Source organism: Streptomyces pseudovenezuelae (assembly GCF_001513955.1).
GTDB classification, from domain to species: Bacteria; Actinomycetota; Actinomycetes; order Streptomycetales; family Streptomycetaceae; genus Streptomyces; species Streptomyces pseudovenezuelae.
In genome coordinates this window covers 777,705-795,024 of record NZ_KQ948149.1, presented here as the reverse complement: position 1 = coordinate 795,024, position 17,320 = coordinate 777,705, and the positions used below count along the sequence as shown (strand labels likewise).

Below are 17,320 nucleotides of genomic sequence, written 5' to 3'. Positions count from 1 at the left end.
AGGGCGACTCGAACAGTGTCGTCGCCGGGCCAAGGAGACGCAGCCGAATTTTCCGGGCCGACTGCACCCACCAGGGGCGCGGGGAACTGCGCGCCCAGCCCCCCACCGCCCCGCAGACGAAAGACTACGCGGCCTTCTCATCCGCCTTCTGCACCGGCACTTGAGGACCCCCGGCCTCGTCGAGCCACCCCCGCAGCACCCGATGCACCTGCTCGGCCCCGGCGATGCCCTCAGGCGGCGAGGACAGGGCAAGCGGCGACAACAGGAACGGCTTCCCCTGAGCCCCGCCCAGCCCCCCGTGCGACCCGATCTGCTCCTCGAACGCCAGCACTTCCCCCTCCGCCGGGTCGTACCAGGAGTTGACCATGATGTCGGCGGTGTGCGGAAAGGAGTGCGTACGCCGTACGGCATCCACCGCGCCGGGCCCGAAGTCGGCCAACGGCCCCGGATTCTCGTCCAGTTGGTCCAGCGGGATCTCGGTGCCGAAGGGGCCGAGGACCACCCCGCCGTGCTCCTCGCTGCGCACCAGGAGGAAGCCGATGCCGGGATGGTTGGCGAGCGTGGTCAGCAGGGCCGGGTGCCGCGCGTCCAGTTCCTCCTTGGTCATCCGGTGGTGCACGTCGGGGAAGGAGACCAGCCCGAGGTTGCCGGAGGCCAGCACGATCGGCTCGGAGCCGCGGGCAGGCCGGTACTCCTCGCGCTTCTCCTTGCCCGGCCGGCGCAGCGCGGCACGGACGGCGGCACGGGCCTCGGCCCCGCTGTGGGTGCGCTCGGCCTTGCGCGACACGGGCAGCCCGCAGCCCGCCCGGACCAGGTCGCCGAGGGTGAGCCCGTAGCGGGCGCGGAAGGTCTCGCCGGGGCTCTGGCCGTGGTCGGACAGGACGACGATCCGGTACGGGCGCGGGGCGTGCTCGGCGACGTTCTCGATCAGAGCCAGCGAGCGGTCCAGACGCTCCAGGACCCGCGCGGCGTCGCGGCTCGTCGGCCCGGAGTGGTGGGCGACCTCGTCGTAGGCGACGAGGTCGGCGTAGACGGCCGTGCGGCCCGCGAGCATGTCGCCCATGACGGCGGCGACCACGACGTCGCGTTCCACGACGGTCGCGAAGGCGCGGACGAGCGGGTACAGGCCCCCGCGGCCCACCCGGGGGCGCTCCTTGCGGGCCCGGGCCCGGATCGACTGGCCGATCTCCCGGCCGACCTCGGCGAAGAAGGACAGGGCGGTGCGCACGGCGTTGGCGGGGTCGGAGAAGTAGGCGAAGTAGCCGGCCCGGGAACGGGTCTCGCGGCTGCGACGGCGGGTGGCGATGGACAGGACGAGGGCCTGTTCCTCGGCGCCGCCGGAGAAGAGGTTGCCGCGGCTGGCGCCGTCGACGCCGAGCAGTCCGCCGTGTCCGGCCTGCTCCACGGCTCGGCGCTGGAGCTCGACGGCGCTGGTCGGGCGGTTGCAGACCATCACCTCGCCGCGGTCCTTCTCGTACCAGCGGAAGGCGGGGACGTCGTGGTTGCTGCCGTGCAGGATGCCGAGCTGGCTGGCGCCGGTCTGGCTGGACCAGTCGGTGCGCCAGGAGGTGAGCCGGTGGGTGGGGCGCACGGCACGGCCGGGGGTGTCGCCGTGCCCGATCCAGCGGGCGATCGTGGGCATCAGTCCCTCGCCGACGGCGGCCAGCAGGACGTCGTGGCCCACGCCGTCGAGCTGGAGGAAGACCGTGCCGGGGGTGGCCGGGCCCAGCGGGCCGCCCCTGCGGCGGCGGTCAGCGAGACGGTACAGGCGGCGCCGGTAGGCCTCGTCGTCGCGCACCGCGAGGGCACCGCCGGTGGCCGAGGCGACCGCGGACATCACGGCGGCGACCACCACCGCGGTCTCCGGGGCGGCGTCGCCGCGCTCGGCGGGGTTCAGGCGCAGGGCGAGCAGCAGCAGCGCCCCGTTGAGGAAGAAGACGAGCATCCCGAGCACGAGGGTCGGGACCAGCAGGAACAGCCGGACGAGCAGCGGCCACACGACGGCCGACAGCACACCGAAGGCGCCGGCGCCGAACGCCGCCGTGACCGCGATCCGGGTCGCGCTGTCACCGGTCGGGGACTGGAGCCGGAAGTCCGGCAGGATGCCCGCCAGCACCAGCATCGTCAGGGTGGAGACGACCCACACCGTGACGCTCCGCCCGACCTGACTGGCCACCCGCCGCCAACGCGCCGCACCCACGCCCCGTACACCTCACGTCCTGGCCCGTCGTCGGTGCGGGCGCTGGGACCAGCGTGTCATACGGGTCCGACAGTCAGCGTCCGTCGTATCCCGCCGTCGGCATCGACAGCCTGCGGTGCACCCTGGCCTTCATCTGGGCGTCGTAGAGGGGCTCGGCGAAGCCCACGGTCTCGACCCGTACCCCGCGGCGGGCGCACTCGGCGGTGAACTCCTCCACGGAGGACAGGGCGCTCTCCAGGACCCGGCGGCTGGGGGCCACGAAGAGGTCCCGGCCCGCCCGCACCCCGTCCCACAGCACGCAGTGGTCGGCGCGCAGGCCCCGCACCAGCAGTTCCCGCCGCACGGTGTACCCCCGCTCCGCGGCCCAGCGCGCACACATCGCGTGCTGGCTGCGGGAGTCCACCAGGAAGGGATCGGCGTCCAGCTCCTCCAGCGGCGTCAGACTCGCGATCGCCGTGACATGAACCGCTCCCATGGTGTCCCCCTCACCTCCGGGTTTCGCCGCCGACCCTACTCCAGCCCGTAGGCTTCGGGGAGTCGCGCGAAGGAGGCAAAGAGGTGCCGGTGGAGATCACCTGGTGGGGCCACGCCACCTGCACGGTCACGGATTCGGACGTACGTGTGCTCACCGACCCTCTGTTCGCCCGCCGGCTCGCGCATCTGCGCCGGCGGCGCGGCGCGGTGCCCCCCTCCGAGGCCCGTCGTGCGGACGTGGTCCTCGTCTCCCACCTGCACGCCGACCATCTGCACGTTCCCTCGCTGGCACGGCTGGAGCCGGGCACGCGCCTGCTCGTGCCCCGGGGCGCACCACGTCAGGTGCCGGGGCTGCGCCGGCTCACCCAGCTACGGGTGGAGGAGGTGGCGCCCGGTGACGAGCGGCGCGTCGGCGACCTCCTGATACGCGCGGTGCCGGCCTGCCACGACGGGCGGCGGCTGCCGGTCGGTCCGCACCGCTCCCCCGCGCTCGGTTACGTCGTCGAGGGCTCGGCGCGGACGTACTTCGCCGGGGACACCGGGCTGTTCGACGACATGGCCAAGGAGGTCGGGCCGGTCGACGTGGCGCTGCTGCCGGTCGGCGGGTGGGGCCCGTATCTCGGGGACGGTCACCTCGACGCGGGGCGGGCGGCCCAGGCGCTGGCCCGGCTGGGGCCGCGCAGTGCGGTGCCGGTGCACTACGGGACGTACTGGCCGATCGGGATGGACGCGGTGCGGCCGCACGAGTTCCACGCGCCGGGCGCGGAGTTCGTGCGGCAGGCGGCCCAGGCCGCGCCGGACGTGGACGTGCACCGGCTGGAGCACGGGGAGAGCGTGCGGCTGGAGGTCGCCCGGTGACGTGGCTCGCAGCCGCCACCACGGGGGCGACGCCCGGGGCCGCCGGACAGGCGATCGGGTACCCGACGCTGTTCCTGCTGGTGTTTCTGGGGGCGCTGGTGCCGGTGGTGCCGACGGGGGCGCTGGTGAGTTCGGCGGCCGTGGTGGCGTTCCATCAGACGGCGCCGCTCTCCCTGCTGTTCGTGTTCGTCACGGCCTCCGCCGCCGCGTTCCTCGGGGACATCGCCCTGTACTGGCTGGGGCGGCGCGGGATGAAGTCGAAGAACGGCTCGCGGTGGCTGGAGGCCCTTCGGTCCCGGGCACCGGAGGAGCGGCTCTCGCAGGCGCAGGGGAAGCTGGCCGACCACGGGGTGGCCGTCCTGGTGCTGTCCCGGCTGGTGCCGGCGGGGCGGATCCCGGTGATGCTGGCCTGCCTCATGGCCGAGTGGCCCCTGCGGCGGTTCGTCCGGGGGAATCTGCCGGCCTGTCTGGCCTGGGCCGTGACGTACCAGCTGATCGGGATTCTGGGCGGGTCGTTGTTCGAGGAGCCCTGGGAGGGTGTGCTGGCGGCGGTCGCGCTGACCGTGGCGATCAGCGCGGCGCCGACGGTGTGGAAGCGGGTCCGGCCCTAGGGGTGTTCCAGCACGCGTGAGCCGCCGACCGGCAGGTCCCACAGGTCCTCGCGGGCCAGGCCCGCCTTCGCCCACGCCGCCCGCACCCTCGTCAGCGGTTCCAGCACCGGCTCCGCCGACAGCACGAACGTCGCCCAGTGCATGGGGGCCATGCGGCGGGCGCCCAGGTCCTGGGCCGCTCGCACCGCCTCCTCCGGATCGCAGTGGACGTCGCTGAGCCACCAGCGGGGGTCGTAGGCGCCGATGGGCAGCAGGGCCAGGTCGATGCCGGGGTAGCGGTGGCCGATGCGGGAGAACCAGTGGCCGTAACCCGTGTCGCCGGCGAAGTAGACGCGCTGCCCGTCCTGGGCGGTGAGGACCCAGCCGCCCCACAGCGTGCGGCAGGTGTCGGTGAGGGAGCGCTTGGACCAGTGGTGGGCGGGGACGAAGTCGAAGCGGACGCCGCCCAGTTCGGCCGCCTCCCACCAGTCCAGTTCGGTCACCGCGGTGAAGCGGCGGCGGTGGAACCAGCGGGCCAGGCCGGCCGGGACGAAGACCGGGGTGTCGCGCGGCAGGCGGCGCAGGGTCGGGGCGTCCAGGTGGTCGTAGTGGTTGTGGCTGATGACGACCGCGTCGACGCGCGGCAGGGCGTCCCAGTCGATGCCGACCGGGGTGATGCGGGCCGGGGTGCCGAGGATGCGACGCGACCAGACCGGGTCGGTGAGGACGGTCAGACCGCCGATCCGCACCACCCAACTCGCGTGTCCCGCCCAGGAGACGGCGACCGTGCCGGCGTCGACGGCGGGCAGCGGGCCGGGGGCGTAGGGCAGCTTCGGGATGTCGGCGAGGCCTTCGGGCCCCGGGCGCACGGAGCCCTCGCGGGCGAAGCGGGCCATGGCCTTCAGGCCGGGCAGCGGGGCGGTGAGGCGGTCGTGGAAGGACCTCGGCCACACTCTGCGCTCCCCCGGCGGGCGGGGTGCGGCGAGCGGCGGGGCCGCGGGGGCGAAGGAGGTGGGGGCCGGGGGCTCGTCGGCCACTCGCATCCCGGTGGTCGACTCGGACTGCTGTGTCATCGAGGAGGCTCCCATCGCCGAGCGTCGTCGCGGAGGTCGTCGAAGACCGACTCCAGGGTGGTCAACGCGCGTTGCACGTGTGGCAGTTCCAACGGCGCGGGTGCGGTGAGGCATTCCGCGCGTTCCTCGTCGGTTCCGCCGAGCAGGGGGCCGGTCGACAGCCGTACGCGCAGCGCGCCGAGGTCGTCGCCGAAGCGGTGGCCGCCGGGCGCCGGCATGCCGAGCCGGGCGGTGAGGAAGTCCTCCAGGTCCTGGGCGTCGCCGACGCCCCGCGCGAGGAGCGCGGGCCGCAGCGGGCCGAGGTCGACGTAGAGGTGACGGCCGGCCCGCGGAGGCCGGCAGAGCGCGCCCGCGCCGACGGCCACGGAGTGCGCGGCGGCGGCCACGCGCGCGTGGAGGTGTCCTACGGCGGCGCGGCGGGCGGTGACCGGTTCGGGCTCGGTCAGGGCGTGGGCGGCGGCCGCGGCCACGGGGGCGGCGACGCGGGCGCCGAGGGCGGTCAGGATGTCCAGCACGCGCGCGCGAAGACCGTCGCCGTCGCCGTTGGCCGGGAAGCGGGCGAAGGCGGCGGGCCAGCCGGTCGGGAGCAGGCTGCCGGCCAGGTCGGTGACGACGGTGACCCGGGCGGGCAGCATCTCGGCGGGGCTGAGCAGGACCGTCTCGGTCGGGGCGTGCACGGTGTCGCGCCAGGTCTCGTCGCTGACCAGGTGCAGGCCCTCCCCCGCGGCGGCCTCGACGGTCGCGTGCAGCACCTCGGGCGGGGCGACGGTGGCGGTGGGGTCGTCGGCGACGGAGAGCACCAGCAGCCGCGGGTCACCGCCCTCGGCGCGCACCCGGCGCACGGTCTCCAGGAGGGCGTACGGATCGGGGACACCGCCGCACTCGGCCGGTGTCGCCACGTGGAACACGGGTCTGCCCAGCAGGCGGGCGTACGGCGCCCACCAGGCGGCACAGGGGCGGGGCACCAGCACGTCACCGCCGAGCGCGGCGGTCAGGGCGAGCAGCAGGGAGGGGGCGCCGGGGGCGGCGGCCACGTGGTCGGGTTCGGCGGGCAGGCCGCGCCGGGCCGTGTAGGCGCAGGCGGCCTCCAGGAGCGGGGTGCCGCCGCCGACCGGTTCGGCGCGGGGGCGGGCGGCCGCGGCGGCGAGGACGTCGGCGAGCTCGGGCAGGACGGGCAGCCCGTCGTCGGGCAGCGGAGGGCCGTAGCGGACGGGGCCGTGGCCCTCCGGGTCGGTCCGCATCGTCACCTCCGTAGGGCGCTGTCCGGTGGCTCGTCCGGTCCGCCGTCTCGTTCTCCCGCGCCTGGCGCGCTCCTCGCGCTCCGAGTACCCACGGCGCCGCCGTCCCATGGGCGCGGGTGCGGGTTGCGACTGTCACACGGGCCCGGGGTTTCGCTCTCAGGCGTCCGCCGGGGAACCCTTGCGGCGCAGCCGGTACACGGCGCCCGCGGCGGCGGTCGCGATCAGCAGTCCGCCGGTGACCAGGGCGGGCACGGAGTCGCTGAAGGAGCCGCCCTGACCGGCGCGCACGGGTCGCTGGACGACCGCGGTGTCACAGGTCTCGGTGCGCGGCTCGGGGCACGGCCGGTGGCTGCCCTCGGCGGGGGTGCCCCGGGTGACGGTGAAGGTGGCGCTCCAGGCCTTGCCCGGTGCGCGGTCCGCGGTCGGGCAGGTGCCGTCGACGGTCCACGCGGAGTCCGGGCCGACACCGCCGGCACCGTCCTGGAGTTCCTGGTCGGCGGAGACGCGCGCGGTGCCGCTGTAGGCGGGGCCGGAGACCTGGTCGTCGTTGCCGGGCACCAGCTGCAGCCGTACGGTCTGCGACTCGAAGGCCTCCGAGGTGGCGTCGACGGTGGCGGGCGGTGTCCCGGTGCCGGGATCGCAGGAGACGGACACGGTGACGGTGCCGCCCGGCTGGACGCTGCTCGGGCTGACCTCCGCCGCCGGATCCGCGAGGGCGCTCGGCGCGGCGGCGCCCAGGGTGAGCCCGAGCGCGGGCAGGGCGAGGGACAGGGCCCGGAGACGGGCGGTGCGGCGCATGGGGTGGACTCCTTCGGCCGACGGCTGCGGGGCCCGTCGTCGGGCGTCGGGGTGTCGACGACTGGACCGAGGGCACGACGGTCGCACCCACCGCCATCACAGCCCGGCCCTCCGCGTCCCGCGCGCGGCCGGAGGCCATTGGCGGGACGGGGAGGGCCGAGTGGGTGACGCCGGGGCCGCGGGAGTCCGGCGCGCTGCCGTCAGCCGGCCGCGTCGCGCATGATCTGCTCGCGCAGCCGTCCGCAGCAGCGGCTGATCAGCCGGGACACGTGCATCTGGGAGATGCCCAGCTGCTCGGCGATCCGGCTCTGCGTCATGTCGCCGAAGAAACGCATGTACAGGATGGCGCGCTCCCGTTCGGAGAGGGCGGCCAGCCGGGGCTTGACGGACTCGCGGTCGACGACCGTGTCCAGTGCGGGATCGAGGGAGCCGAGGGCGTCGGCGAGCGAGTAGCCGTCCTCGCTGCCGGGCAGTTCGGCGTCGAGGGAGAGGGCGGTGAAGCTCTCCAGGGCCTCCAGGCCCACCAGGACGTCCTCCTCGCTCATGTTCGCGTGCTCGGCGATCTCGGCGACGGTGGGCCTGCGTCCCGGGATGGTCTGGGCGAGGTCCTGGGAGGCGAAGCGGACGCGGTTGCGCAGGTCCTGGACCCGGCGCGGCACGTGCAGGGTCCACATGTGGTCGCGGAAGTGCCGCTTGATCTCGCCGGTGACGGTGGGGACGGCGTAGCTCTCGAAGGCGTTGCCGCGGGCGGGGTCGTAGCGGTCGACGGCCTTGACCAGGCCGAGGGCGGCGACCTGGCGCAGGTCGTCGAAGCTCTCGCCGCGGCTGCGGAAGCGTCCGGCGAGCCGGTCGGCCATGGGCAGCCAGGCCTCGACGATCTGTCCGCGCAGGGTGGCGCGCTCGGGTCCCGGGGGCAGTGCGGCGAGCCTGCGGAAGGCCTCGGCCGTGTCGGGTGCGTCGTCGTGCGGGTGGTGCTTCGCGCTCACTGGAGTGGGCATGTGCGTCGCAACTCCCTAGATCGTGCTCTGGGGTGTGGACGATCGGCGTGGGAAGCAGTCCGCGCAGGGACAGGCGCGGCCGCGGCGGCCGTTGACCGCTCCCACGGACGTGCCTCCGGTCCGAAGCACTGTGAGTGCGCCTGCCCCCGGCCCCGCGGGGCAAACCCCGGGTCCGGCGGTCGCCGCGTGCGCCCGCTCCCCCGGTCCGACTGGTGTCCCCCGCACAGTCAGGGCTGACCGGGCTCACAGGGCTTCAGGGCGACGGTGCGGGAGTTCCTGCCGGGGCGGGAGAAACAGCGGCCGTCGGGAGGGCGGCCGGTTCGAGCCGGTCGTCCCCCGGCTCCGAGAGCATCAGTTCCTCGTAGCGGCCCAGCGCGAGCACCGCGGCGAGCATGAGGATCGGTATGAGCGCGGCGAGGACCACCATCGCCATGTCCTTCCCAAGGGAGCTGCGCGGGGGGTCGGGAACGGGTCTCCCGGCTTCCGTCCGGCAAACCCCGTGTCGGCGTCCGGTGCACGGGTACGCGGTGCGGACCCCGAAGATCTGGAGGGAGACATGCAGCGAGGCAGCGATCGGCTGAGCCGCCACCGCGACGACGAGATGAAGCACGAACTCCAGGGTCTGCTCCGCTCCGGGCACCCCACCCGGAGCGAGGAGTGGAGCGACCCGGAGCCGACCGCCGACGACGATCCGCAGGTCTGGGGCGGCCCCGTGGCGCCGGGCAGCGTCGGGGCGTCGCTGGAGAACGTCCGACTGGAGCTGGCCCGCCTCCTGGGCCGCAGCTCGTTCCCCGCCACTCCTGTGGAGCTGGTGCGGATACTGCGCCGCAAGAACGCCCCCGACGCCCTCACCGAGGCGGTGCAGGCTCTGCCGCGCAAGGAGCGCTACGCCCATGTCCAGGAGCTCGCACGGGCGCTGACCCGGACGGAGGGCACCCCGTGACGGCGGAGCTCGTGAGGGACGTGATGACCCCCGGTGTGGTGGCCGTCCGTCCGGACGCCTCGCTGGTGGAGGCGGCGCGGCTGATGCGCGCGCAGGACATCGGCGATGTCGTCGTGGCCGACGGGCAGCACGTGGTGGGGATGCTCACCGACCGGGACATCACGGTCCGGGCCGTCGCCGACGGCGTCGACCCGCTGACGGTGAGCGCCCGGTCGGTGTGCACACCGGATCCGCTGACGGTCGCCCCCGGCGACCCGGTGACCCAGGCGGTGGCCCTGATGCGGGCCCACGCCGTACGGCGGCTGCCGGTCGTCGAGGACGGTCTGCCCGTCGGCATGGTCAGCCTCGGGGACATCGCCGAGGCCCGGGACCCCGGTTCGGCCCTGGCCGACATCGCCCGCGCGGACCCGGACGACGGGGCGGCCGAATGAGCCGGACCGCGGATCCCGGCGGTACCGGCGCCACCGTCGAGCGGCGCGTCCACGACCTCCTGGGGTCCCCGCCGCGCGCCGCGCTTGCCGTGCAAGGAAAAAGCTGTCCAGGAAAGGACGTTGACCCATCATGCGTATCGCGTTTCTGACCGCGCCCGAGGGCGTCGAGCAGATCGAGCTCACCGATCCGTGGCAGGCGGCGGTGGACGCGGGGCACGAACCCGTGCTCGTCTCGACGGAGTCCGGGAAGATCCAGGCGTTCAACCATCTCGACAAGGCGGACACCTTCCCCGTGCAGGAGGTCGTGGGCGAGACGTCCGCGGACTCCTTCGGCGCTCTGGTGCTGCCCGGCGGGGTGGCCAACCCGGACGTCCTGCGGGCGGACGAGCAGGCCGTGGCGTTCGTGCGGGACTTCTTCACCCAGGGCCGCCCGGTGGCCGCGATCTGCCACGCGCCGTGGACCCTCGTGGAGGCGGACGTCGTCCGGGGCCGGGTGCTCACCTCCTGGCCGAGCCTGGAGACGGACATCCGCAACGCGGGCGGCACCTGGGTGGACGAGCAGGTGAAGGTCTGCGACCACGGGAACAACAAGCTGGTCACCAGCCGTAAGCCGGACGACCTCAAGGCGTTCTGCGAGACGTTCCTCGACGTGTTCTCCCGGGAGGCCGCCTGATGGACTCCGCCGAACACGAGCAGCGCCGGCGCGAGGGTTTCCACGCCGACGACCCGACCGCCGGGCCGCTGACCACCGACCAGGGCGTCGAGGTGGACCACACCGACGACTCGCTCGCCGCCGGTGAACGCGGTCCCACCCTGCTGGAGGACTTCCACTTCCGGGAGAAGCTCACCCGCTTCGACCACGAGCGGATCCCGGAGCGGGTGGTGCACGCGCGGGGCGCGGGCGCGTACGGCTGGTTCGAACCGTACGAGTCCTGCGCCGAGTTCACCCGTGCCGCCTTCCTCCAGGACCCGGCGGTGCGCACACCCGTCTTCGTGCGGTTCTCGACCGTGCAGGGCCCGAAGGGTTCCGCGGACACCGTGCGGGACGTGCGCGGCTTCGCCACCAAGTTCTACACGTCCGAGGGCAACTACGACCTGGTCGGGAACAACTTCCCGGTCTTCTTCATCCAGGACGGCATCAAGTTCCCCGACTTCGTGCACGCGGTGAAGCCGGAGCCGCACAACGACATGCCCACCGGCGCCTCCGCGCACGACACCCTGTGGGACTTCGTGTCGCTCCAGCCGGAGACCCTGCACGCGATCATGTGGCTGATGTCGGACCGGGCGATCCCGCGCAGTTACCGCATGATGCAGGGCTTCGGCGTGCACACCTTCCGGTTCGTGAACGCGGACGGCAAGGGCACCTTCGTGAAGTTCCACTGGACGCCGAAGCCGGGCGTGCACTCGCTGGTGTGGGACGAGGCGCAGGAGTGCCAGGGCCGCAACCCGGACTTCAACCGGGGCGACCTGTGGGACGCGATCGAGGCCGGCGAGTACCCGGAGTGGGAGCTCGGTGTGCAACTGGTGCCTGAGGAGGACGAGTTCGCGTTCGACTTCGATCTGCTCGACGCCACGAAGCTGATCCCTGAGGAGCAGGTGCCGGTGCGGCCGATCGGCCGGATGGTGCTGGACCGCAATCCGGAGAACTTCTTCGCCGAGACCGAGCAGGTGGCCTTCCACACGGCCAACGTGGTGCCCGGGATCGACTTCACCAACGACCCGCTCCTGCAGGCCCGCAACTTCTCCTATCTGGACACCCAGTTGATCCGGCTGGGCGGCCCGAACTTCTCGCAGCTGCCGGTGAACCGGCCGGTGGCGCCGGTGCGCAACAACCAGCGCGACGGCTACCACCAGAGCGCGATCCACCGGGGCACGAACTACTCCCCCAACTCGCTCGGCGGTGGCTGCCCGGCCCACGCCGGGGTCGACGGGAAGGCGTTCACGCACTACACGGAACGGGTGGACGGCCACAAGATCCGGCGGCGCAGCCCGAGTTTCCAGGACCACTACAGCCAGCCCGCGCTGTTCTGGAACAGCATGGCCGACTGGGAGAAGCAGCACATCGTCGAGGCGTTCCGCTTCGAGCTGGGCAAGGTGGACGCGCGGGCGGTGCGGGCCCGTACGGTCGAGCAGCTGGCGAAGGTGGACGGCGACCTGGCGGACCGGGTGGCACGCGGTGTCGGGGTCCCGGCACCGTCCGGGGGCGAGACGGCGTCCAAGCTCTCCTCCCCCGCGCTCAGCCTGGAGTCGCTGCGCGGCGACGGCTCGATCCGCACCCGGCAGATCGCGGTCCTCGTCACCGACGGGATCGACGCCGAGCAGGTGGCCTCGGTGCGGGAGCGGCTGGCCGCCGAGGGCGCGGTCGTGGAGGCGCTGGCCCCGGTGGACGGGGAGGTGCGGGGTGCCGACGGCGAGCTGTACACGGTCGACCGCGCGCTGCCGACCGTGGCCTCCGTGCTGTACGACGCCGTTCTGCTGCCCGGCGGTCCGGTGGACACCCCGCCGACGGCCGCCGACCAGGACGCGATGCGGTTCGTGCGGGACGCCTACCGGCACGGCAAGCCGATCGGCGCGCTCGGTTCGGGCGTCGGGGTGCTGTCGTCGCTGGAGCCGGAGGGGCTGCGGCTGTCCGCGGAGTTCCACCGCGTGGAGTCCGACCACGGCGTGGTGACGGAGACGTCTCCGGGCCCGGCGGGCGAGGAGTTCCTGGACGCGTTCGTGGCCGCGATCGCCGCGCACCGGCACTGGGACCGGCCGCCGACGCGCCACTGATTCCCCCGGGGCACGTCACCGGTGGCCTGCTGGTCGAGTGATCGGCAGGCCACCGCGGGCTGTCTGCGGGGGCCCAGGTGCCGGTCAGTCCAGCGCCGGAGTGGCCGACTCCCCCGGCCTGCGCTCCCGGGCGCCCTCACGGGTCCGGCCCGCGGCCACCGTCCGGCGCGGGTTGCGGCGCAGATACTCGCCCTCGAGCCGGGCCATGCGCTCGTTGTGGGCGCTGAGCGCGTCGTTCGAGCCGTGGAGCAGCGTTTCGTGCCGGGTGCGATGGATCGTCTCCAGCTCCTTCATGAGCTGGTGGTCGTCCAACCGGCTGGGGTCGACTCCGGTCATCGTGGTGTCCCGCCCGTCGTGTTCGTCCATGAGCCTCGGGTACCCGCCCCGCAAGCATTGCCGCACCGCCCCCGAGCGGCATCCGGGAGGGAACCATGGATCTCGCTTTCCTGCATCCACTCTACGAACATCCGGGCCCCTGGGCCTCCGCGTACGTCGACGCCCCTCGCCCCACGGAGGACACGTCCCACGAACGGCATCTGGCGGCGGTCGCGGTCGCCCGCGAGCTGTCCGCGCAGGGGGCCGACGAGGAGACCTGCGTGGCCGTACGAGAGGCACTGGAGGACATGCGGCACTCGTCCGAACCGCACGGCCGGGCCGTCTTCGCCCGGGCCGGCGAGGTCGTCCTGGACCCGCCGCTGACCAGGTCCCCCGAGGGCAGCCTGGTCCGCTGGGCCCCGCTGCCGCACACCGCGCCCCTGCTGGAGCTGGCCGGTGAGGACCCGCTGTGCGTGGTGGCCTACGTCGACCGCAAGGGCGCCGACTTCGAGCTGCGCGGGGCGCTGGGCCGCAAGGACGCCGGGTCGGTCACCGGCAGGCAGTGGCCCGTCCACCGGACGGGCGGCGCGGACTGGTCGGAGCGGCACTTCCGGCTGCGGGTGGAGAACACCTGGGAACACAACGCGGCCGAGATCGCCGACGCGCTCGCCGTCTGCCAGGAGGAGACCGGCGCCGACCTGCTGATCCTGGTCGGTGACGACCGGGAGAAGCGGTCGGTGCACGAGCGGCTGCCGAAGCGGCTGTACGGCCGGGTCGTGGAGGCCGAGCACGGTGCCGGGAGCCGGCTGCTCGACGAGGACGTGGAGCGGGCCCGCAGCGAGCAGGTACGGCAGCGCGCGGAGCGGGAGCTGGAACGGTTCCTCGCGGCCCGCGCGCCGGGCGACGACGGCCGTCCGGGGGCCGTGGAGGGCGTTCCCGCGCTGGTCGAGGCCGCGCGTGAGCACCGTATCGACGAACTCCTGATCCGCCCGGACGGGTCCGACGCGCACCGCGTGGTGTGGGTCGGCGAGGACCCGGACCAGCTGGCGGTGCGCCGTACGGATCTGAAGATCCTCGGTGAACAGAACTCCTGGTCGGCCCGGGCGGACGACGCGCTGCTCAGGTCGGTGGTGGCGACGGGGGCTCCGGCCCTCTCGGTGACGGCGGCGGGCGAGGAGGCCCCGGTGGGCGGCCTCGGGGCCCTGCTGCGCTGGGCCTGAGAGGCTACGGGCGGGCCCGGTGAGCCGCGGTCACCGGGCCCGTTCCACGCGTCGCTCGTCCCACACCGGCTCCGGCGTCTCGCGCACCCGGCCGTCCGAGCCGAACACCAGGAACCGGTCGAAGGAGCGTGCGAACCAGCGGTCGTGGGTGACCGCGAGGACCGTGCCGTCGAAGGCCTCCAGGCCCTCCTGGAGGGCCTCCGCGCTCTCCAGGTCCAGGTTGTCCGTGGGCTCGTCCAGGAGCAGCGCGGTGACGCCCTGGAGCTCCAGCAGGAGGATCTGGAAGCGGGCCTGCTGGCCGCCGGAGAGCCGGTCGAAGCCCTGCTCGGCCTGGCCGGTCAGTTCGTAGCGGCGCAGCCGGGACATCGCGGCACCCCGGTCCTGGGCGTGCTCCTGCCAGAGGATGTCGAGAAGGGTGCGGCCGAAGAGCTCGGGGTGGGCGTGGGTCTGCGCGAAGTGGCCGGGCACGACGCGCGCGCCCAGCTTCCACTGTCCCGTGTGCGCCACCGTGGCGTCCCCCGCCAGCAGCCGCAGGAAGTGCGACTTGCCGGAGCCGTTGGAGCCGAGGACGGCGACGCGTTCGCCGTAGAAGACCTCCAGGTCGAAGGGTTTCATCAGGCCGGTGAGTTCAAGTCCCGCGCAGGTGACGGCCCGTACGCCGGTGCGCCCGCCCTTGAGGCGCATGGTGATGTCCTGCTCGCGCGGCGGCTCGGGCGGCGGCCCGGCCTCCTCGAACTTGCGCAGGCGGGTCTGGGCCGCCTGGTAGCGGGAGGCCAGCTCATGGCTGATGCTGGCCGCCTGGCGGAGGTTGAGCACCAGCTTCTTGAGCTGTGCGTGCTTCTCGTCCCACCGCCGGCGCAACTCCTCGAAGCGGGCGAAGCGTTCGCGTCGCGCCTCGTGATAGGTGGCGAAGCCGCCGCCGTGCACCCAGGCGTCCGCGCCGGTGGGCGAGGGTTCCACGGAGACGATCTTCTCGGCGGCCCGCGAGAGCAGTTCCCGGTCGTGGGAGACGAACAGGACGGTCTTGCGGGTCTCCGCCAGCCGCTCCTCCAGCCAGCGCTTGCCGGGCACGTCGAGGTAGTTGTCCGGCTCGTCGAGCAGCAGCACCTGGTCCGTGCCGCGCAGCAGCGCCTCCAGCACGAGCCGCTTCTGCTCACCGCCGGACAGCGTCCGCACCTGCCGGAACTGCGCCTTCTCATAGGGCACCCCGAGCGCGGCCGTGGTGCACATGTCCCAGAGCGTCTCGGACTCGTACCCGCGCACCTCGGCCCAGTCGGACAGGGCCTGCGCGTACGCCAGCTGGGCGGCCTCGTCGTCGACGGTCATGATCAGGTGCTCGGCCTTGTCGACGGCCCGCGCGGCCTCCTGGATCCGGTGCGGCGCGACCGACACGAGCAGGTCCCGTACGGTCGTCTCGTCGCGTACGGACCCCACGAACTGGCGCATCACGCCCAGGCCGCCGCTCACGGTGACCGTCCCGCCGTGCGGTTTCAGCTCGCCGGAGATCAGCCGCAGCAGGGTCGTCTTGCCGGCGCCGTTGGGCCCGACGAGGGCCACCACGGCCCCCTCGCCCACCCGGAACGACACATCGCCGAGCAGCGCCCTCCCGTCGGGGAGGTAGTACTCGAGATGTGCGGCTTCCAGATGTCCCATGAGGCCGCATTGTGCAGGCGGCAGCCGGACCTGGGCAAACGCTTATCGTGCGGGCACCGGGCAAGCGCCCCTGTCGCGGGTACCCGACACACCATGAGCCCAGACGCCGACCTCACCGTCCTCCGCCCCGGCCCCCTGCGCGACCGCCTCCTGGCACTGGATTCCCGTCTCTTCGAGTTCGCGGCCGCCCGGAGCTGGCCCGCGGCCGAGCCGGTCCTGCCCCGGCTGACCAGAAGCGCGAACCACGGCGTTCTCTGGTTCGCCACCGCCGCAGCCATGGCCGCGATCCGCACCCCCCGCTCCCGCCGCGCGGCAGCCCGCGGACTCGCCTCCCTGAGCCTGGCCTCCCTCACCATCAACACCCTCGGCAAGCGCTCGGTCCGACGTACCCGTCCCGTCCTGGACCCGGTCCCCCGGGTCCGGCGGCTGAAGCGGCAGCCGATCACGACCTCGTTCCCGTCCGGCCACGCCGCGTCGGCAGCCGCGTTCGCGACCGGCGTGGCACTGGAGTCACCGGCGTGGGGCGCGGCAGTGGCCCCGCTCGCCTGGTCGGTGGCGCTCTCCCGGGTCTACACGGGTGTGCACTTCCCGAGCGACGTCCTGACCGGCGCGGCCCTCGGCGCGGGTGCCGCGTTCGCCGTACGGCGCCTGGTCCCCACGCGCGCCCGTCGTGCCGCCGACCCGGCCGCGCGCGAAGACTCCCGCGCCGGCGGACGGTGAGGGCCTGGTGCTGTGTCCGTCGGGCGGGGCGCCGCTCACCGTGCACCGGCCGCCGCCCGAAAACTGATCATCCGTCAGTCCACATCGCAATACGGGGGTCTCACCATGCGACACGCGGGCGTACGGTTCGGGGTACCGACGGACCTGTCGAGAAGGGGAGCCCCGTCATGCCGGCATCGCAGGAGACACCGCCACGGAAGCCGCGGGAGACCGCCGTCTACACGCACGGCCACCACGAGTCCGTGCTGCGCTCGCACACCTGGCGCACCGCCGCCAACTCGGCGGGCTATCTGCTCGGTTCGCTGAAGCCCCACATGCGCGTCCTGGACATCGGCTGCGGGCCGGGCACGATCACCGCCGACCTCGCGGAACTGGTCCCGGACGGCAAGGTCACCGGCGTCGACCAGGCACCGGGCGTCCTGGACCAGGCCCGCGCCACGGCCGCCGCACGAGGTCTGACGAACGTCGACTTCGCGGTGGCCGACGTGCACGCGCTGGACTTCCCCGACGACACCTTCTGTGTGGTCCACGCCCATCAGGTGCTCCAGCACGTCGGGGACCCGGTGCAGGCACTGCGCGAGATGCGGCGGGTCACCAGGCCGGGCGGCTTCATCGCGGTGCGCGACTCGGACTACGCGGCCATGACCTGGTACCCGGCGTCCGTGGGGCTGGACGACTGGCTGGACCTGTACCGCCGGGTGGCCCGGGCCAACGGCGGCGAGCCGGACGCCGGGCGGCGACTGAAGTCCTGGGCGCTGCGGGCGGGCCTGACGGACATCACCGCGAGCTCCGGCACCTGGACCTACTCCACCGCCGAGGAGCGGGAGTGGTGGAGCGGGCTCTGGGCGGACCGCACGCTGGCCTCGGCGTACGCGCAGCGGGCCACCGAGAGCGGCCACGCCACCGTGGAGCGGCTGCGGGCCGTCTCGGACGCCTGGCGGGAATGGGGCTCACAGGAAGACGGCTGGTTCTGTGTTCTGCACGGAGAAATCCTGTGCCGAAAGCGCGTCTGAGTCCTCCTGCCGGGACCCCGC

Annotated in this window: 17 protein-coding genes and 1 pseudogene; 9 read left to right on the top strand and 9 right to left on the bottom strand. The window is 73.7% G+C overall.

Annotated elements, in window-relative coordinates; translation table 11 throughout:
* Nucleotides 1-124 precede the first annotated feature (124 nt).
* Entirely contained in the window at nucleotides 125-2,200 is a 2,076-nt protein-coding gene (locus tag AQI94_RS27755; RefSeq protein WP_107064255.1) for a phage holin family protein, read from the bottom strand.
* Nucleotides 2,201-2,273: 73 nt separating this feature from the next.
* Nucleotides 2,274-2,675: a hypothetical protein gene (locus AQI94_RS27750; RefSeq protein ID WP_031045739.1), complete on the bottom strand. Its 402-nt coding sequence runs from the start codon at nucleotides 2,673-2,675 to the stop codon at nucleotides 2,274-2,276.
* Nucleotides 2,676-2,758: 83 nt separating this feature from the next.
* Here AQI94_RS27750 and AQI94_RS27745 point away from each other — a divergent pair, with 83 nt between their 5' ends.
* Together AQI94_RS27745 and AQI94_RS27740 are read left to right on the top strand one after the other, a co-directional pair.
* Nucleotides 2,759-3,532 (top strand): MBL fold metallo-hydrolase, encoded by a 774-nt coding sequence (locus AQI94_RS27745; RefSeq protein ID WP_031045741.1) that lies wholly within the window; start codon nucleotides 2,759-2,761, stop codon nucleotides 3,530-3,532.
* Entirely contained in the window at nucleotides 3,529-4,143 is a 615-nt protein-coding gene (locus tag AQI94_RS27740; RefSeq protein ID WP_031045744.1) for a DedA family protein, read from the top strand. Before AQI94_RS27745 ends, AQI94_RS27740 begins: the two co-directional genes overlap by 4 nt.
* On the opposite strand, the gene AQI94_RS27735 is transcribed toward AQI94_RS27740, so the two are convergent.
* The 5 genes from AQI94_RS27735 to AQI94_RS44690 form a co-directional block, all read right to left on the bottom strand.
* Nucleotides 4,140-5,195: an MBL fold metallo-hydrolase gene (locus AQI94_RS27735; protein ID WP_031045747.1), complete on the bottom strand. Its 1,056-nt coding sequence runs from the start codon at nucleotides 5,193-5,195 to the stop codon at nucleotides 4,140-4,142. The genes AQI94_RS27740 and AQI94_RS27735 overlap by 4 nt on opposite strands.
* Nucleotides 5,192-6,436 (bottom strand): aminotransferase class I/II-fold pyridoxal phosphate-dependent enzyme, encoded by a 1,245-nt coding sequence (locus AQI94_RS27730; protein WP_062229981.1) that lies wholly within the window; start codon nucleotides 6,434-6,436, stop codon nucleotides 5,192-5,194. The genes AQI94_RS27735 and AQI94_RS27730 overlap by 4 nt, the downstream gene beginning before the upstream one ends.
* Nucleotides 6,437-6,592: 156 nt before the next feature.
* Nucleotides 6,593-7,234 carry a hypothetical protein gene (locus AQI94_RS27725; protein WP_031043303.1) on the bottom strand — a complete coding sequence of 214 codons (642 nt, stop codon included), beginning with the start codon at nucleotides 7,232-7,234 and terminating at the stop codon, nucleotides 6,593-6,595.
* Nucleotides 7,235-7,434: 200 nt separating this feature from the next.
* Nucleotides 7,435-8,232, bottom strand: coding sequence for an RNA polymerase sigma factor SigF (locus AQI94_RS27720; RefSeq protein WP_031043300.1), 798 nt, complete (start codon nucleotides 8,230-8,232; stop codon nucleotides 7,435-7,437).
* Between the two features lie 253 nt (nucleotides 8,233-8,485).
* Nucleotides 8,486-8,665: a hypothetical protein gene (locus AQI94_RS44690; protein ID WP_158806229.1), complete on the bottom strand. Its 180-nt coding sequence runs from the start codon at nucleotides 8,663-8,665 to the stop codon at nucleotides 8,486-8,488.
* A 123-nt stretch (nucleotides 8,666-8,788) separates the two neighbouring features.
* Between AQI94_RS44690 and AQI94_RS27715 the strand changes: the two genes are divergently transcribed.
* The 4 genes from AQI94_RS27715 (at nucleotide 8,789) to AQI94_RS27700 (ending at nucleotide 12,378) form a co-directional block, all read left to right on the top strand.
* On the top strand, nucleotides 8,789-9,175 hold the full coding sequence (locus AQI94_RS27715; protein ID WP_031043297.1) for a DUF2795 domain-containing protein: 387 nt from the start codon (nucleotides 8,789-8,791) through the stop codon (nucleotides 9,173-9,175).
* The gene (locus AQI94_RS27710; protein WP_031043294.1) at nucleotides 9,172-9,606 is read left to right on the top strand and encodes a CBS domain-containing protein; all 435 of its coding nucleotides are present in this window, start codon (nucleotides 9,172-9,174) and stop codon (nucleotides 9,604-9,606) included. Before AQI94_RS27715 ends, AQI94_RS27710 begins: the two co-directional genes overlap by 4 nt.
* A gap of 130 nt (nucleotides 9,607-9,736) precedes the next feature.
* A complete protein-coding gene (locus AQI94_RS27705) occupies nucleotides 9,737-10,279 on the top strand; it encodes a type 1 glutamine amidotransferase domain-containing protein (RefSeq protein WP_031043292.1) in 543 nt (180 codons plus the stop codon).
* On the top strand, nucleotides 10,279-12,378 hold the full coding sequence (locus AQI94_RS27700) for a catalase (RefSeq protein ID WP_031043278.1): 2,100 nt from the start codon (nucleotides 10,279-10,281) through the stop codon (nucleotides 12,376-12,378). Before AQI94_RS27705 ends, AQI94_RS27700 begins: the two co-directional genes overlap by 1 nt.
* 84 nt (nucleotides 12,379-12,462) lie before the next feature.
* Here AQI94_RS27700 and AQI94_RS27695 read toward each other — a convergent pair whose 3' ends face one another.
* The gene (locus AQI94_RS27695) at nucleotides 12,463-12,744 is read right to left on the bottom strand and encodes a DUF6158 family protein (protein WP_031043274.1); all 282 of its coding nucleotides are present in this window, start codon (nucleotides 12,742-12,744) and stop codon (nucleotides 12,463-12,465) included.
* A gap of 65 nt (nucleotides 12,745-12,809) precedes the next feature.
* On the opposite strand from AQI94_RS27695, the gene AQI94_RS27690 reads away from it, so the two are divergent.
* Complete coding sequence (locus AQI94_RS27690) at nucleotides 12,810-13,913, top strand: baeRF2 domain-containing protein (protein ID WP_031043272.1); 1,104 nt, start codon at nucleotides 12,810-12,812, stop codon at nucleotides 13,911-13,913.
* A 30-nt stretch (nucleotides 13,914-13,943) separates the two neighbouring features.
* On the opposite strand, the gene AQI94_RS27685 is transcribed toward AQI94_RS27690, so the two are convergent.
* On the bottom strand, nucleotides 13,944-15,566 hold the full coding sequence (locus AQI94_RS27685; protein ID WP_031043270.1) for an ATP-binding cassette domain-containing protein: 1,623 nt from the start codon (nucleotides 15,564-15,566) through the stop codon (nucleotides 13,944-13,946).
* Nucleotides 15,567-15,659: 93 nt separating this feature from the next.
* Between AQI94_RS27685 and AQI94_RS27680 the strand changes: the two are divergent.
* Nucleotides 15,660-16,299 (top strand): annotated as a pseudogene (locus AQI94_RS27680) (phosphatase PAP2 family protein); the annotation flags it as partial.
* A 154-nt stretch (nucleotides 16,300-16,453) separates the two neighbouring features.
* The gene (locus AQI94_RS27675) at nucleotides 16,454-17,299 is read left to right on the top strand and encodes a class I SAM-dependent methyltransferase (RefSeq protein ID WP_031043267.1); all 846 of its coding nucleotides are present in this window, start codon (nucleotides 16,454-16,456) and stop codon (nucleotides 17,297-17,299) included.
* Nucleotides 17,300-17,320 lie beyond the last annotated feature (21 nt).

Excerpts from the sequence above, each read along its gene's own strand:
- AQI94_RS27750 (WP_031045739.1), bottom strand. The coding sequence starts at position 2,675 with ATGGGAGCGGTTCATGTCACGGCGATCGCGAGTCTGACGCCGCTGGAG.
- AQI94_RS27685 (WP_031043270.1), bottom strand. The coding sequence starts at position 15,566 with ATGGGACATCTGGAAGCCGCACATCTCGAGTACTACCTCCCCGACGGG.
- AQI94_RS27725 (WP_031043303.1), bottom strand. The coding sequence starts at position 7,234 with ATGCGCCGCACCGCCCGTCTCCGGGCCCTGTCCCTCGCCCTGCCCGCG.
- AQI94_RS27715 (WP_031043297.1), top strand. The coding sequence starts at position 8,789 with ATGCAGCGAGGCAGCGATCGGCTGAGCCGCCACCGCGACGACGAGATG.
- AQI94_RS27700 (WP_031043278.1), top strand. The coding sequence starts at position 10,279 with ATGGACTCCGCCGAACACGAGCAGCGCCGGCGCGAGGGTTTCCACGCC.
- AQI94_RS27675 (WP_031043267.1), top strand. The coding sequence starts at position 16,454 with ATGCCGGCATCGCAGGAGACACCGCCACGGAAGCCGCGGGAGACCGCC.
- AQI94_RS44690 (WP_158806229.1), bottom strand. The coding sequence starts at position 8,665 with ATGGCGATGGTGGTCCTCGCCGCGCTCATACCGATCCTCATGCTCGCC.
- AQI94_RS27690 (WP_031043272.1), top strand. The coding sequence starts at position 12,810 with ATGGATCTCGCTTTCCTGCATCCACTCTACGAACATCCGGGCCCCTGG.
- AQI94_RS27720 (WP_031043300.1), bottom strand. The coding sequence starts at position 8,232 with ATGCCCACTCCAGTGAGCGCGAAGCACCACCCGCACGACGACGCACCC.
- AQI94_RS27730 (WP_062229981.1), bottom strand. The coding sequence starts at position 6,436 with ATGCGGACCGACCCGGAGGGCCACGGCCCCGTCCGCTACGGCCCTCCG.
- AQI94_RS27735 (WP_031045747.1), bottom strand. The coding sequence starts at position 5,195 with ATGACACAGCAGTCCGAGTCGACCACCGGGATGCGAGTGGCCGACGAG.
- AQI94_RS27695 (WP_031043274.1), bottom strand. The coding sequence starts at position 12,744 with ATGGACGAACACGACGGGCGGGACACCACGATGACCGGAGTCGACCCC.
- AQI94_RS27705 (WP_031043292.1), top strand. The coding sequence starts at position 9,737 with ATGCGTATCGCGTTTCTGACCGCGCCCGAGGGCGTCGAGCAGATCGAG.